Origin of the sequence: Bacteriovorax sp. BAL6_X (genome assembly GCF_000443995.1) — a bacterium.
GTDB lineage: Bacteria > Bdellovibrionota > Bacteriovoracia > Bacteriovoracales > Bacteriovoracaceae > Halobacteriovorax_A.
This window is the reverse complement of sequence record NZ_AUMC01000003.1, coordinates 642,331-658,059: the sequence shown is the minus strand read 5'-3', so window position 1 is coordinate 658,059 and position 15,729 is coordinate 642,331. Positions and strand designations below refer to the sequence as shown.

Annotated in this window: 11 protein-coding genes; 3 read left to right on the top strand and 8 right to left on the bottom strand. The window is 38.6% G+C overall.

Annotated elements, in window-relative coordinates; genetic code table 11:
- Nucleotides 1–40: 40 nt before the first annotated feature.
- A complete protein-coding gene (gene acnB, locus M902_RS03245; protein ID WP_021265813.1) occupies nt 41–2,602 on the top strand; it encodes a bifunctional aconitate hydratase 2/2-methylisocitrate dehydratase in 2,562 nt (853 codons plus the stop codon).
- Nucleotides 2,603–2,768: 166 nt separating this feature from the next.
- On the opposite strand, the gene M902_RS03240 is transcribed toward acnB, so the two are convergent.
- The 6 genes from M902_RS03240 to M902_RS15685 form a co-directional block, all read right to left on the bottom strand.
- A complete protein-coding gene (locus M902_RS03240; protein WP_040313815.1) occupies nt 2,769–6,839 on the bottom strand; it encodes a tail fiber domain-containing protein in 4,071 nt (1,356 codons plus the stop codon).
- A 154-nt stretch (nt 6,840–6,993) separates the two neighbouring features.
- Nucleotides 6,994–7,920, bottom strand: a complete 927-nt coding sequence (dmeF, locus tag M902_RS03235) for a CDF family Co(II)/Ni(II) efflux transporter DmeF (protein WP_021265931.1) — start codon at nt 7,918–7,920, stop codon at nt 6,994–6,996.
- Nucleotides 7,921–7,922: 2 nt separating this feature from the next.
- A complete protein-coding gene (locus M902_RS03230; RefSeq protein WP_021266199.1) occupies nt 7,923–8,201 on the bottom strand; it encodes a metal/formaldehyde-sensitive transcriptional repressor in 279 nt (92 codons plus the stop codon).
- A 92-nt stretch (nt 8,202–8,293) separates the two neighbouring features.
- Nucleotides 8,294–8,848: a hypothetical protein gene (locus tag M902_RS03225; RefSeq protein ID WP_021266328.1), complete on the bottom strand. Its 555-nt coding sequence runs from the start codon at nt 8,846–8,848 to the stop codon at nt 8,294–8,296.
- 9 nt (nt 8,849–8,857) lie between these two features.
- On the bottom strand, nt 8,858–10,105 hold the full coding sequence (gene lysA / locus M902_RS03220; protein ID WP_021265852.1) for a diaminopimelate decarboxylase: 1,248 nt from the start codon (nt 10,103–10,105) through the stop codon (nt 8,858–8,860).
- Nucleotides 10,092–10,733, bottom strand: coding sequence for a GNAT family N-acetyltransferase (locus tag M902_RS15685; protein ID WP_021266493.1), 642 nt, complete (start codon nt 10,731–10,733; stop codon nt 10,092–10,094). Before M902_RS15685 ends, lysA begins: the two co-directional genes overlap by 14 nt.
- Before the next feature lie 213 nt (nt 10,734–10,946).
- On the opposite strand from M902_RS15685, the gene M902_RS03210 reads away from it, so the two are divergent.
- Nucleotides 10,947–11,978: a hypothetical protein gene (locus M902_RS03210; RefSeq protein ID WP_156979701.1), complete on the top strand. Its 1,032-nt coding sequence runs from the start codon at nt 10,947–10,949 to the stop codon at nt 11,976–11,978.
- Nucleotides 11,979–12,152: 174 nt separating this feature from the next.
- The gene (locus M902_RS03205; RefSeq protein WP_021266480.1) at nt 12,153–13,070 is read left to right on the top strand and encodes an aspartyl/asparaginyl beta-hydroxylase domain-containing protein; all 918 of its coding nucleotides are present in this window, start codon (nt 12,153–12,155) and stop codon (nt 13,068–13,070) included.
- Here the strand turns inward: M902_RS03205 and gshA are convergent.
- Both gshA and M902_RS03195 read right to left on the bottom strand, forming a co-directional pair.
- The gene (gene gshA / locus M902_RS03200; RefSeq protein WP_021265919.1) at nt 13,062–14,651 is read right to left on the bottom strand and encodes a glutamate--cysteine ligase; all 1,590 of its coding nucleotides are present in this window, start codon (nt 14,649–14,651) and stop codon (nt 13,062–13,064) included. The two genes, M902_RS03205 and gshA, sit on opposite strands and share 9 nt — an antisense overlap.
- Before the next feature lie 64 nt (nt 14,652–14,715).
- Complete coding sequence (locus M902_RS03195; RefSeq protein ID WP_021266382.1) at nt 14,716–15,726, bottom strand: hypothetical protein; 1,011 nt, start codon at nt 15,724–15,726, stop codon at nt 14,716–14,718.
- Nucleotides 15,727–15,729 lie beyond the last annotated feature (3 nt).

The window sequence follows — 15,729 nt, the reverse complement described above, 5'->3', positions numbered from 1 at the left end:
AATACAAAAAACTGAATTTAACTCAAAAAGTCGAGGATCTATGTCTAATTTTCTAGAAGATTATCACGCACATGTTGAGGAAAGGGCCAAAGAAGGTATTCCTCCATTAGCACTAACAAAAGAACAAGCTACTGAAGTTGTTAAACTTCTTGAAGCTGCACCAACACAAGAGCTACTTGATCTACTTAAAGATCGTATCAACCCAGGAGTTGATCCAGCTGCTCAAGTAAAAGCAAGCTTCCTAGTTGGGATCACAAAAGGTGCACAAACTTGTTCACTAATTTCAAAAGAATATGCGGTTGAATTACTAGGGACAATGGTTGGTGGTTTCAACCTTCAAGGTCTAGTTGATATTGTTGCAGGAAATGATGATGCTCTTGCAAAACTTGCTGCTAAAGAACTAAAGAACCTTCCTCTTGCAGTTAACGTTTTTGATGACGTAAAAAAACTTGCAGATGGTGGAAATGCAATTGCAAAAGAAATCATCGAGTCTTGGGCAAATGCTGAGTGGTTTACAAATAAACCACAAGTTGATGAATCAATCAAAACTGTCGTTTACAAAGTTGACGGTGAAATCAATACAGATGACTTCTCTCCTGCTCCATTTGCATTCACAAGAGCAGATATCCCTCTTCACGCAAATGTTATGGGTGGAGCTCTTTTCCCAGAAGGTCCAAAACAAATTTCTGACCTAAAAGAAAAGTTTAACCTTCCTGTAACTTTCGTAGGAGACGTTGTTGGTACAGGTTCTTCAAGAAAGTCAGCTTGTAACTCTCTTCTATGGCACATTGGTGAAGATATCCCATTCGTACCAAACAAGAGACGTGGTGGTGTAATCATTGGTTCAACTATTGCTCCAATTTTCTTCAACACTGCAGAAGATTCAGGTGCTCTTCCAATTCAAGGAATTGACGTATCAGCACTGACAACAGGAACAATTATTGAAGTTCGTCCTCTAGAAGGAAAAATCCTTGATGACAAAGGTGAAGAACTTGCAAAATACGAAATCGCTCCAGAAACAATTCTAGACGAATTTAGAGCTGGTGGCCGTGTTCCTCTAATCATTGGTAAAATGCTTACAGATAAAGCAAGAGCAGAACTTGGACAAGGGACTGCAAATGACTCAGGAATCTTCGCTAAGCCTCACACTACTGAAGCTCACGAAAACCAAGGTTACACTCTTGCACAGAAAATGGTTGGGAAAGCATGCGGAGTTGAAGGAATCCTTCCAGGAACTTCATGTCTTCCAAAAATGACTACTGTTGGTTCACAAGATACAACAGGGCCAATGACAAGAGATGAGATGACTGAACTTGCATGTCTTAAGTTCAACGCTGACCTTGTAATGCAGTCATTCTGTCACACAGCTGCTTATCCAAAGCCAAGTGATGTTATTACTCACGCTACTCTTCCAACTTATATCCATGACAGAGAAGGTGTTGCTCTTAGACCAGGTGATGGAATTATCCACTCATGGCTAAACCGTCTTCTTATCCCAGATACAGTTGGTACTGGTGGTGACTCACACACTCGTTTCCCTCTTGGAATTTCATTCCCAGCAGGTTCTGGGCTTGTTGCTTTTGCAGCTGCTCTAGGTGTTATGCCACTTGATATGCCAGAGTCAGTTCTTGTTAAATTCAAAGGAAAATTACAACCAGGAATCACTCTACGTGACGTTGTAAATATGATCCCTTACCAAGCAATTCAAGACGGACTACTAACAGTAGAAAAGAAGAATAAGAAAAATATTTTCGCAGGTCGTATCCTTGAGATGGAAGGTCTTCCAGATCTTAAACTTGAGCAAGCTTTCGAGCTTACTGATGCTACTGCAGAAAGAAGTGCTGCTGGTTCAACGATTAAGCTAAGTCGTGAAACAGTTGTTGAGTACTTAAGCTCAAACGTTGCACTTATGAAGTCAATGATCGCAAATGGTTTTGGTCACGTTGGAACTTTAGAGAGACGTATCGCTGAAGTTGAAAAATGGATTGAAAGTGGCGAGCTAATGGAAGCAGATAAAAATGCTGAGTACGCTGCTGTTATCGAAATCGATCTTGATGAAATGAAAGAGCCAATTGTTGCTTGTCCAAACGATCCTGATGACGTTAAGAAAATGAGTGACGTACAAGGTGATAAGATTGATGAAGTATTCATCGGTTCATGTATGACAAATATTGGTCACTTCAGAGCTGCTGCGACTGTTCTAGATGGTCAAGGTCAAGCTGATGCTAGACTATGGGTTTGTCCTCCAACAAAGATGGATAAAGACCAATTGACAAGAGAAGGTTACTATTCGAAATTCGCTGCTGCTGGTGCAAGACTTGAAATGCCAGGTTGTTCACTATGTATGGGTAACCAAGCACGTGTTAAAGACGGTGTAACAGTATTCTCTACTTCAACTCGTAACTTCAACAACAGACTTGGTAAAGGTGCTCAGGTTTACTTAGGTTCAGCAGAACTTGCTGCAATCTGTGCAAAGCTTGGATACATTCCAAAAGTTGATGAATATCTATCAATGATGAAGCCACTTGAAGGTAAAGATGATTCAATCTATCGTTACCTAAACTTCGATCAGATGGAAAACTTCAGTATCGACGAAGCTTAATTTAAAGCAATAGAGATATAAAAAGAAAGGGAGCTTAATAGCTCCCTTTTTTTATTCACAGAATTTTTTAATGACTCTTTTTACCCTACTGATTTCTAATTTTCTTCCAGCATAAGGAGCAAACTCTCCATACCATCTACTATAGTGAAAACACTTGTAATTCTAACTACTTAGGTTTTTTAGCGAGGCAGATCTTCGCTTTTGGATTCATTTCACAAAGAGCTTCTTTAAGCATCTGATTCTCTTCTTCAAGTTGTTTTGTACGGGCCTCAAGGGAAGCAATATTTCTTCCTTGTTCCTTTGAAATTGAAAATAAACTCTTAACACCTTCAATAAGTGGAGCTACTAATTTTGCGTAAGCAACACTTAAATATCCGTTTTCATCTTTTGAAATGGCCTCAGGAAAGACCTTCTCTACATTCTGGGCAATGACACCAATATCTCTGCCCTCTTTAAAATTCTTTTGTGGAAACTCATCCTTTCTCCACTCGAAGTACACACCATCAAGAAGCGAAATTTTGTCGAGAATAGAAATCTCACTTGAAATTGTCATTACTTTCTTTTTAAGACGCTCATCTGATGTTGAATCAAATGCAGCAGTCCCACGAACAGATCCATTTACATCAAGGGCGAAAGAAGCACTAGGTGAAGTCGTTAAAATACCTACGTTGGCATTTGTTCCGTTTACATTTACAACATCAGTTAATATTGCATCTCCAACAGAAAGATTTATATCACCAGCAAAGGCATGCATACGCATTCCATTAGCAGTCTCAGGAGCTGAGTGGAATAACATCACATCTGACCAAGAGGAATCTGGAAAGTCAGCGGCCCAGTCGTAATTTGAATTTAAAAGAGCAAAGCCGGCTTCCGAACCATCGGCAAGAAATGTGAAATTTACCTCAGATGAGATACCTGTATTACTATCTTGAATTTTTACTTCTGCATGAGAGTCGACAATGTGAAGATCCGCAGCTGGTATATTTGTTCCAATACCAACATTACCACCTAGGTTTACATAAAGACCTTCATCAAGTCCTGAGTAAGAAATATAGTTGGCACCAATTTGAAAGTTTTGAGTAGCTGTATGATTTCCAAGATCATCACCAGGAGCAACGAGGTCGCCTGGCTCCCATTCAGAAAATGAACTATTCCAAGTTAATACCTGTCCATTCGTTGGAGCACTTGCCGAAACCGCACGAGACTGTAAGGTTGTATCACTTGCAGGAAGGTTGTAAAGATTCGTTGCATCTAGAGATGGCAAGCTTCCATCTGATTCGAGACGAAGAAGTCCATCACCAACATTTGTATTTCCAACAGAGATATCTAAGTATGTCCCAGCGTCAATTACTGAAAAATCAGAACTAAAAGTTAGGCCCTTAAATTGAAGATCACTTGCAACTTTTTGAGAATATAACCCGTAGTCCCCACCTCTATTACTTGCTGTATTCGTTTCTCCAGCGGCAGAAATTCCTGTCAGCTGAGAACCATCGATTGCAGGTAGACGGCCAGAGCCATCAAGGCGAAGAAGTTCATTGGCCCCATTAGAAGTATTCACTCCAATTTGTACATCATTTACATTTTCAGTTATCGCAAGATCAGTTGTTACAGTTAGACCTTTTAACTCAAGATCACTTCCTGTTTTTTGTTTGAATAAAGTCGCACCACCAGCGCTTGAAATTGTATTAACTTCTCCACTTCCTCCAGCACTAATCGTTTGCGGCTCCCATTGTGAAGCGGTGTTATTCCACACAAGGGCCTGGCCATCAGTTGGCGCAGTTGAAGCTACAGCACGTGATTGAATTGTATTATCAGAAGTAACAATTCCTGTTAACTGAGATCCGTCAACCACAGGTAGACGCCCAAAAGCATCAAGCCTTAACAGCTGATTTGCCGTATTAGTCGTTGTCACATCAATTTGTACATCATTAGTATTTCCAGTTAATGTAATGTCCGCACCGCCACTAAGGCCTTTAAAAACGAGATTTGTTCCAACCTTTGCTTGAAATAGCCCTTCTCCACCGGCGCTAGAAGCAGTATTGGCCTCCCCACCAGCTCCACCTGTAACGATTGTTGTTGGTTCCCACTGAGAACTGGTACTATTCCATAAAAGTGCCTGTCCGTTTGAAGGAGCAACAGAAGAAACAGTACGAGACTGAATGGCCGTAGCATCAGAGCTTCCACCTGCAATTCCAGTTAGAAGAGAACCATCTAGTGCAGGAAGACGCCCAGAAGCATCTAATCTTAAAAGTTGGTTTGCACCATTTGATGTATTAATTTGAAGATCAACAGTGTTAGTACTACCAGAGATCGCAAAGTCAGTTGAGCCTTGAAGGCCCTTTAGAATTAAATCAACTCCAGATTTCTGTTTAAAAAGAGAAACTCCACCAGCACTTGAAATCGTATTATTCTCACCTGAGCCGCCACCAGAAACGATTGTCTGAGGCTCCCATTGAGTTGTTGCATTATTCCAAACGAGGGCCTGCCCATCAGCAGGTGCTGTTGTTGAAATAGATCTCGTTTGAAGAGTTGTGGCATCAGAGCTTGCTGCTGCAAGGCTTTGCGGCTCCCACTCAGAAGAAGTATTATTCCAAGTTAAAACCTGTCCATCAGTTGGCGCTGTTAAAGAGATATCTCTTGTTTGTAAGCTAACAGCATCCCCTGAAGATGATGATGAGATACCAGTAAGAAGCGATCCATCTAATGCCGGAAGTCTTCCAAAAGAATCAAGGCGAAGAATTTGTCCTGCTCCATTCGAAGTATTTATTCCAATTTGAATATCATTTGCATTTCCAGTTAAGGAAATATCTGATGTATTAGTAAGTCCCTTAAAGACTAAATTTGAACCTACTTTATTTTGATAAATTGCTTCACCACCAGCACTTGAGGCAGTATTAATTTCTCCTCCGGCCCCACCAGCAGTGATTGTAGCAGGTTCCCAATGCTGACTTACATCATTCCAAAGAAGAGCTTGACCGTTGGATGGTGCTGCGGCCGATACATCACGTGATTGTAATGTTGAGTCTCCCCCACCAGCAGCAATTCCTGTCAACTGAGAACCATCAATAGCAGGTAAGCGCCCACTTGAATCAAGTCTTAAGAGTTGATTTGCACCATTTGCTGTATTAATTTGTAGATCAACTGTATTAGTACTTTCATTAACAACAAAGTCAGATGAACCTAAAATACCTCGCATTACAAAGTCTACCCCAGACTTCTGTTTGAAAATAGAAGCACCTGCGGCCGTTGACATTGTATTGGTTTCACCGCTTCCACCACCTCCGCCAGAGATGCCTGTAAGCTGTGAACCATCGATAGCAGGAAGTCTTCCAAGAGAGTCCAGTCTTAGAAGTTGGTTTGCACCATTACCTGTATTTATTTGAAGTCCAAGTGAGTTTGACCCTTCAGTAATATTGATATCAGATGATGGAGAGAGACCTTTAAACTGGAGTTGACTACCAACCTTTTGTTTAAAAATAGAAGTTCCACCTGTTGTATAAACGGTATTAGCTTCACCAGATCCGCCGCCACCGCCACTTGCGATTGTCGAAGGAACCCAAGATGAGTTACTACTGCTCCAAACAAGGGCCTGACCATCAGTTGGTGAAATATTTGAAACTAATCGATTGTGAATTGATGTTGCATTTGTTGATGAACCGCCTTCATCCGTTCCAATAACCCAACTTGTTCCGTTGAATTTTAAGATTGAACCAGAGATTGCACCACTTGTGTCTGCATCATACAGATCATCTACCGTAAGATTAACTGCACCTAATTTCCCATTAACAGAAGTCACACTAGATGTTGGCTGATTGGCCGGCGCCCACTTTCTAGTGATGGCATTATATTGAAGAATCTGTCCGTGAGATGCTCCAAGATCAGGAAGGTCAACATTGATTGAAAATGTACTTGCACCACTTGCACTCTCTAATGTCATAGTAAGAATTTGATTAAGAGGTAGAAGAGTATTGGAAAGTGCATCTGCTATGATCTCCCCTTCATTTTGCGAACCAATTGAAAAATTTGAAGTCGCTCCACTCTTATCAGTGATGCGAATATTTTCAACCTTATGAAGACTCGAACCTAAGATTCTTAGCTTGTCACCTTGCACACTAATATTACTTACATGAACCTCTCCGCGACTATTTTCACGACGTTGAATTTCAGGTACACAACTCGAAATTAACAGCTGTAAGCATAAAATATGAATATAAGACTTTTTAAATATCTTCTTCATTTCGCTTCTTTATCGACGAACTCAACTAAATTCATATAAAATATTAATACAATTTAAAAATCGGCAAATAAGGTACTGAAATAATAAAAGATGGAGAAAAAAGCAGGGGCATTACTGCCCCAAAAAGACGGCATTTTAAATACTTATCAAATTATCACTTGCTACAAAGTCTTTCTTCAACGATAAGGTGAGAAATATCGTACTTCGCTAGTATTTTTTCACGGTAATACTCACTTCCCTTTAAGTTACAGTTATAAATCATCACTTCACACGCATGAGCATTTGGAGCAATTCTCCACAAGTGAAGGTCTGCTATTTCAATATCTTCATCGTGCGCAAAAAGCTTTCTAATTTCTTCTTCATCAAATAATTTCGAATTACCATCAAGAAGTTCCCAGACAGTATCTTTGGCCAGCCCCCATGCCCACTTTAAGATTACGATTGCCCCAAGAATTCCTATAATTGGATCGGCCCATAGCCATCCAAAATACTTCCCAGTGAACAAGGCCGCAATGGCCATTACAGAAGTTAGAGCGTCTGCAATAACATGTAATAAGGCCGAACGATGGTTGTGATCGTGAACATGATTAATAGCTTGATCCTGTCCATGGCCATGTTGCTGACCCTGTGAGTCCCATAGCAGTATTGCACTCAGTATATTTACAATAAGACCAATTATTGCAACGATAATGGCCGTTTCAAACTTAATATCCATTGGATTTAAAAATCTTCCTATCGACTCTACCCCCATTACAACGGCGACAATTCCTAACATGAGGGCACTCGTATAGCCTCCTAGAGGAATCATTTTACCTGCACCAAAACTTAGCTTTTTATTTATTTTTTCAGATCGTGCAAGTCGATAAACAATAACAGTAATACCAAGTGCACCAACGTGTGAACTCATATGCCAGCCATCTGCAAGTAAGGCCATCGATCCAGTAAAGTATCCATAACCAATTTCCACAACCATGGTTACAAATGTAAGAATAATAACGAGAATCGTCTTCCTCTCATTTGAACCTAGTCGTGCATCATCCAATACAAAATTATGTGATTCCAAATGTTCTTCATGTTTCATATCTACTTCCAATAAGTTTTAATTAAATTTACCAATTCAATTGCAGCTTCATCTTGAGGTGTCTTCGGATCAAGAGGAGAGACCATAACGTGATTCTTCACATGTTCTTCAATTAACTCACCAGTTAGTCCATTAAGCCCACCACGACATGCGGCCAGTGTTTGTAGAATACTATAGCAATCCTTATCTTCTTGAAGGGCACGCTCAACGGCTTCGAGCTGACCCTTGATACGCCTTATACGAGTTATAATCTTCTTCTTATTTTGTTGAATATGTGCCATCTATGACCTCCACCTATATACTATACACCAGTATAGTAAACAAAGATAGTGTAAAGAAATCCACTGTAAATTCAATACGTTAAACGGCTTTTCTAATCAAAACTTTGTTTAAAGTAAGAGCGTGGAAATTTTAAAAGTTCAAGCTTTGGAATATTGAAATCCCCTATTTTGGTATCATTAAGGGTAACTGCATAGAATTCATTCTTGCCTTCTTTCCCAATGACAAAGACATTAATTTCTTGGCCTTCCATGAATAACTTATGTTCACCAAATTTTCGGTATTCACCAAAAGAAGTTTTTTGATCCTCTAAAGGAAGTGTTTCTGGGCCAAGAGGTAGACGAAAGCGATAACTACTAACAAGATTTCCCGCAACAATCATGGCGTTTCCACGATTAAGTTTTGTTGTCGCCTTATTGATGAAGTAATCCATAATATAAGCGATAAGGTCTACATCTTTTAAGTTGAGGTCATAAATTTTTTGTTCGTTACCTTCTAAACGAGACTGACGATTTAATATAACTTGTGAAATAAAGACATTACCAGATGGGTGTAGGATACGAACAGTACTGCCATGGTCTTTTGAAATATCCCAGGCCCATTCAGTTGTTGGAAAAAGTGGTGTTAGTGTTATAGTTTTTGAATTCATATTTGGATCCTAATCACATTGTTCCAAGTAGTAAAGGTCTTGATAAGTTTCTCGCTTTCTTATTAAACGAGCGTCAGCACCATCAACGAGCAACTCACATGCTCTAGGTCTGGAGTTATAATTACTAGACATGGTAAAACCATACGCCCCGCATGATCGGATTACGAGAAGCTCCCCTTCACAAAGTTCAAGTTCCCTTTCTTTTGCAAGGTAGTCCCCTGTTTCACAAACAGGGCCAACGATATCAAAGTTTTCTTTTGTTCCTTTAATCGACTGATCCACCTTAATGACCTCTTGCCATGCCTGATACAGAGCTGGCCGCATTAGATCATTCATGGCCGCATCAACAATGGCAAAGTACTTACCTTCATTCTCTTTAATATATTCAAGCTTTGTGACAAGAATTCCTGCGTTGGCCGCAATGGCCCTTCCTGGCTCAAAAATGAGTTCTAACTCAGGATAATCTTCAAGGCTTTTAATAACTTCAGCAAGGTACTCACTCGGATGAGGAGGTATTTCATCACGGTACTTTACCCCGAGGCCACCGCCTAAATCGATATGTTTAAGAGGTGTTCCATTTTTTCTTAAGGTATCAACTAATTGCTTTAGCCTTTCTAGCGCTTCTAAAAAAGGGCCCACATTCGTGAGCTGTGAACCGATATGACAATCAATTCCCTCAACACTAATATGCTCCAACGAATGAGCAATTTCATAAACCTCTTGTGCCTTTTGAAATGAAATTCCAAATTTATTTTCTTTCAGTCCTGTTGCAATATAAGGATGTGTCTTGGCATCAACATCGGGATTAACTCTAATAGAAACAGGTGCTTTCTTATTTATTTTTTTTGCAACTTCATTAATTCTTCGAAGTTCTGCAATAGATTCGACGTTTAAACACTTAATACCTTTCTCAAGTGCAAATTCAATTTCATCGTAAGACTTTCCAACTCCAGAAAAAACGGTCTTTGATGCAAGTCCACCTGCGGCCAAAACTCTTTCAAGTTCTCCGCGAGAAACAATATCAAAACCACTTCCCATCGCAGCGAGCTCTTTTAAGATATTAATATTTGAATTTGCTTTAACTGCATAACAAATTAAATGGCGATGCTCTCTTAAAGGCTCTTGAAAAGCGAGGAAGTGCCTTTTGAATGTTTTTAAAGAATAAATATAAAGTGGTGTTCCATACTTTTGAACGAGATCTGAAACTTTATTTTCTTCTGCAAATAACTCATGATTTCTATAATTAAAGAAGTCCATTCGATTCCCTATTGATTAAGCTACATTCATATAGAATTCCTAGCCCGTCATTAAATGCTATCTTTAAAAAGCCTGGCCCTTTTTCTTTTATTTTAAAACCATACTTTTCATGCATTTTAATTGAAGTCTTATTTTTTTCGTTAACAACATAGTAGGCTTTTGTAGAGATCTGGCCAATATGTCTTAGTCGCTCTTGAGTTAGAAGATCTCCTATGCCGCACCCTCGATATTCAGGTAAAACAGTAAGGCCCATAAGGTACCAACCAATAGGAGCCTTGTATTTGTAGCGATCCACCATTTCCTGCGTGTATAAGATTGATCTACCATAGCCAACAACTTCTTCATCAAGAATGGCAACGATCAGATGAAAGCCTTTTAAATTCCCACCACGGGCCAACTCCTTTTTTGTTCTTTCAAAAAAGAAGGAGTAGTCGAGATTTGAATCAATATTATTTTCACTGATGATACGAGCAATTGCTTGAGCATCGTCATACCTAGCATAACGAGTCTTTATCCCCTCAGGTACGGGCCTTGACTTGTGATCTAAGACAAAAGGACAGTAGGAATTATACTCTTTACTGGCCTTAGACAGTGTCTGTAATGTTTGAGGGATTAGCTTTTTAAACATAATTTAATCTATTATAGCGCATCATAAAAGCGATGAATAAATTAATTCAATTAATATAGTTTTTATTTTAGATTTTCTGCTTATATGCTTTAATTGTGATAAATATATAATATTGACATGTAACCGATCATTTTACTCATGAAAAAGATACTTCTAGGCACTTTGCTCATATTCATCACTACTCTACTTCTTCTTATATTGAATTATAAGTGGGTGATAAAGAAATCTCTTTCCATGGTTGACGTAAAGATTGAACGTGTTGAAAAAGTCAGTATCGGTCAGTGGACTCTCCATAATCTAAAGTATCAGTTAGATGAAAGAAGTGAACTTAAAGTTGATTCAATTAATATTAGTTTTTTAGAAATTGATGTTAATGCAAAAAAAATTGATCGCTTCATCCAGGCCCTTAATTCCAAAATAAAAGTCAAAGCAGTCGGTATTCAACTTCAGAATTTCAAACTTAAGAGTATGAGCTGTTTTGTTCATAAGAAAGAAGGCACAACAATTGAGATAGGACAGATTCATATTCCAGACTTTGGAACTAAGAATCGAGGCGTCCTAACACTGAACCTTCCTACACTTAAAGATATTGACTTAAGTTATAACAACCTAGATATTAACCATATCATTAAATACTTTGATGCTGGCCTAGGGCTATCTGGCCTTATAAATATTGAGGTAAAAGCAAATGATCATATCTTTACAAACCTATCAGGCAAGAACTTAATTCTAACAGGATTTAGAGTCGATGACGTTATTTCTAACTTTCTCGATACTCGAAGTATTGGGCTTATCGATGCCGCAGCAGTTGTGGCACTTGGCCCTATCGGACTTCTCTACACAAGTGCTGCAAGCCTAGGGCAAACAGTTGGTGGCTTTCGGGGCGGGGACACAAACCTGAAGCAGGTTAATGCAGGGGTAACACTTGCCGGAGACCTACTAATATTTAATGATGTCGCTGTAGCAACACAAGAGCATCTAATTATTGCTCAAGGGGCCGCCAATTTAAAAAAGCAGAATTTTAAAGACTTTATTGTTTCTATTGTTGATGAGAAGTATTGCCCTGAACTACAACAAGTCATCAAGGGAACATTTACGAAACCAGAAATTTCCAAAACCAAGGCCTTCCTCGAAACGGCAACTGCCCCAGTGTCTAGTGTGAAGAGTTCGACATTTCAATTTGTTGGCGTTGAGAAATGTAGCCCAATATATAAAGGTGTAGTAAAGCATCCAGAGCTAGACTGAACCCTTTCATCAACTTACCTATAAAAAATGACACATTACACATACTGAGAAAAATCATGGAGGAAAGCAAACGCTTGATGTATATTTGATCCTAATTGTTAAAACTTAAACGAGGATAAGACTATTAGCGTTATATCTGTACTCATTTTTCTCTTTCTTTTTGGAATTGCCTCTATGGGCTATGTCTACGCGTACCGTGGAACCGAAAGATACGAGAGTTTAAATTTCTATCTACGTAAGGGTTGGCCAATCTTTGCACCTTTAAATTGTCTACTCTATATGTTCACAAAGAAGCGCGCGGCAAAACCCATTATGAACCTTGCTGACTTTCCAGAACTTAAATTAGTTCAGGATAATTGGGAAACAATTCGCAATGAGGCCGTAAATTTAAGAGAGAATGGATATTTCGATAAGGTAAAAGATCCTACTTCAAGTGCATATTACGATATTGGTTTTAGAACTTTCTACAAGTACGGTTGGTCAAAGTTCTACCTTACTTGGTATGGAACAACTCTTAAATCGGCAAAAGAGTTATGTCCTAAAACTGTTGAACTTGTTTCAAAGGTTCCTGGTGTCAATGGTGCCATGTACTCAATCCTTCCAGTAGGATCAAAGCTAACAAAGCACTTAGACCCTGTTGCCACTTCTCTTCGCTATCACCTAGGTCTTAAAACTCCTAATGATGACCGTTGTTACATCAATATTGATGGTACTGATTATTCTTGGCGAGATGGAGAGGCCTTACTTTTTGATGAAACATATCTTCATTTTGCATTCAATAATTCTGAAAATGAAAGAATTATTCTTATGCTTGAAGTTGATCGCCCAACGAATATCGTTGGAAAGATAATCAATTTTATTTTTAAGCAAATTATGAGAATCACTCTGGTTCCAAATGTTCCAGGTGACCAAAGAGGACTAGTAAATGCAATCTTTGGTGCCGTTACTCCAGCTCTTTTAAAGGTAAGAACACTTAAGCAAACGAATATTGTTCTTTATAAGATTATTAAGCACACAGTTAATTTAACACTACTTGCGATCGCATTTGGTTTAATTTACTTAGTACTTACTTTTATTCAATCTCTATTTTGAAAAACTAGAAGCAACATATGCGGCGACGTATTCTTCAAAGTCTACGTCGTCGAGTTTTTCAAACTCCACCTGGCGCTGTATTGATGAGTTCTTTTCAAGTGCCAACTCTTCTTGAAAAATTTGATTTACATCTGTAGATGCCAACTCTTTACGATGCTCAAGAGCAAGTTCTTTCATTGCTTGGATATGTCCCTTTTGTGAGACGAGATCAAATACCTTCTGCGATAAAGAGTTTGCAGGATCAATTAACTTACGTTGCTCTTCAATGGCAAAGAGTAATTCTTCCTTACGCTCCCCATCTGAAATAGCATGAATTACCTCAGTCATTTGATTAAAGAATTTTGCTAGATACTCTTGATAATTAATCTTTGAACCATTTAGACTAATTTCTAATCCAGCACTTCTTCCCTGTTTAACAATGAGTTGATTATTATCTTCAATCTCATTATAGATTTCTCGATTACACTTATCGGCCTGCATGAATAGACATGTCAAAAGAAATGCATCTAGGAAGTCTGCCTGAGTTTTAGTAATCCCATTCTTTGCAAATGGGTTTAAATCAAGAAGCCTTACTTCAATATATTCAATCCCCTTGCTTCTTAAGCTAGCGAGAGCACTTTTTCCAGGAGGAGCAATTCGCTTTGGCCTAATTATAGAATAAAACTCATTTTCGATTTGAAGAATATGAGTGCTAATTTGCTGAAGCTCACCTTTTTCATTTCTTAAGCCAATCTTATCAAAGTCTGCAAAGTTCATTTGCAGCGCCTCTTCTAAACTATCACAATAACTATCAAGGCCGTTATAACAAATACGAATCCCATTCTGAGATGCGCCCGTATAACCAAGTCCTCCCATTCTTAAACAAGTCCCCTCTTTTGTACCATAAGTTTTTCCATGAATTTCATCGTCATGAATAACTTCGAGGTTATGCTTCTTACCATTAAGAAACGACTCGTGAACAGAAACAGAATTTCCAAATAAATAGAGCAGGACATTTGAGTAACTTCTAAAATTACGACAAAGATTGAGATATTCTTCATTAATAAATAATTGTAAGGAAAGATCGCTACCACTTAGTTCATGCCAATTCTTCCAAAACTCTTCAGTCATTGAAAAATTATAGTGAAGGCCAGCAATGGCCTGCATTGACCGACCGTAACGAAGCCCCAGCCCTGAACGGTAGAGGGTCTTTAGTCGGCCAGAATTACTCTCACCATAATATGCAAGTTTAATATCTTTATCTTCCGGTAAAATACAAGGCATTGATGATGGCCATATTATTTCATTTGAATCTTGCTCTAATACATAGTGCTGAAGATTGCCGAGGGTGCTTAATGTTTCACGATTAGATTTTGAAACGGGAGTGATAAACTCAAGAAGGCCCTCAGCGAAGTCAGTTGTGATCCACTTATGAAGAAGCTTTGAACCAAATTTTGTGTCATGATCCGAACTAGCAAGTTTTCCACTATCAACCTGTACGCGAAGGCCTTCTTTTTCAATTCCCTTATTAACATTTAGAATTGAATCACTTCCGTATTTTGTTTGATAATTTTCAAGTGCTTGCTTATTAATCTTAACCATAAATTGTCCTATATTTCGCATCTATAGTACGCTTTCAGTAATATGCAAGCAAGCTAATCTTATCCTAGTTTAGATTCCCGATACTAATAGGAAGTTCATAATTGATCCCAAAGGCAAAGTCTTCGTTCTTCGTTTGACCAAGCATAAGTGCAAAATTAGAAACGCTATCAGCATAAAAATGGAATAGTGCAGGATAAAGATTTAGACGGACTCTAAAGTCCTCAGAACTATTCATAAGCAGTGACGCAGCTTGTCTCCCCATGGTTTCTAAGAAATAACCATAAACAAAGCGGCCTTTCTGCTCAAGAGGATTTGTAAACGCCATCCCGGCCGTAATTGAATGAGAGAGGTCACCATGATCATAAGTTAAACCTAGCATATTCATCATCCCCATATAAAGAAGTGGCCTAAACTTATCGAAGTGAAGAAACTTCGGGCGCATGATATAATTCAGTCCAACGTTAAAAAAGTCTTCATGTTCAACATCATAGACTGGCATAAAATGCCAAGTCGTCATACCTATTTCATCAACCATAAAATTCATAAAGGGATCATTTAAACCCAAGAAGAATGCCGCAACATCAAAGATGTAAAGGTCTGCAATATGATCAAGTGCAGACACTTCTGGCTGAGTTGTTTCATTGGCCTCATTTCCAAAGTGCATGGCAAAGGTTACAAGAAACGTAAAAGTCTTGGCCCACTTTATATCGTAGAAGTCTGAGTACTCCATGAGCTTCTTCGTCTCATATGCCCCACCAAATGTATGAAGGAAAATATTTGGTAGCACGCGGCTACTTAGGAACTCTTCTTTTAGAAATGTATCAAATCCACCATTCTTTTTAATCGAATGAATGGGGTCTTTTACCTTGTTCCAAACAATCTTATGCTTTTCAAAGTAGTCCTTCTGATCAAACCAATAAGGGTTTTGAATAACGTCAAATGAACCATTGATATATAACTGTACCGGAAACCATGGCCCATCTTCTCTCTCATCAAAAACAAGATAATTAGAACTTTGAGCAGCGACTTGTAATGAAGTAAATAAAATTAGTAAAAAATAGATTGTTTTTTTCATATT

Excerpts from the sequence above, each read along its gene's own strand:
- M902_RS03230 (WP_021266199.1), bottom strand. The coding sequence starts at position 8,201 with ATGGCACATATTCAACAAAATAAGAAGAAGATTATAACTCGTATAAGG.
- gshA (WP_021265919.1), bottom strand. The coding sequence starts at position 14,651 with ATGGTTAAGATTAATAAGCAAGCACTTGAAAATTATCAAACAAAATAC.
- lysA (WP_021265852.1), bottom strand. The coding sequence starts at position 10,105 with ATGGACTTCTTTAATTATAGAAATCATGAGTTATTTGCAGAAGAAAAT.
- M902_RS15685 (WP_021266493.1), bottom strand. The coding sequence starts at position 10,733 with ATGTTTAAAAAGCTAATCCCTCAAACATTACAGACACTGTCTAAGGCC.
- M902_RS03225 (WP_021266328.1), bottom strand. The coding sequence starts at position 8,848 with ATGAATTCAAAAACTATAACACTAACACCACTTTTTCCAACAACTGAA.
- M902_RS03195 (WP_021266382.1), bottom strand. The coding sequence starts at position 15,726 with ATGAAAAAAACAATCTATTTTTTACTAATTTTATTTACTTCATTACAA.
- dmeF (WP_021265931.1), bottom strand. The coding sequence starts at position 7,920 with ATGAAACATGAAGAACATTTGGAATCACATAATTTTGTATTGGATGAT.
- M902_RS03240 (WP_040313815.1), bottom strand. The coding sequence starts at position 6,839 with ATGAAGAAGATATTTAAAAAGTCTTATATTCATATTTTATGCTTACAG.
- acnB (WP_021265813.1), top strand. The coding sequence starts at position 41 with ATGTCTAATTTTCTAGAAGATTATCACGCACATGTTGAGGAAAGGGCC.
- M902_RS03205 (WP_021266480.1), top strand. The coding sequence starts at position 12,153 with ATGGGCTATGTCTACGCGTACCGTGGAACCGAAAGATACGAGAGTTTA.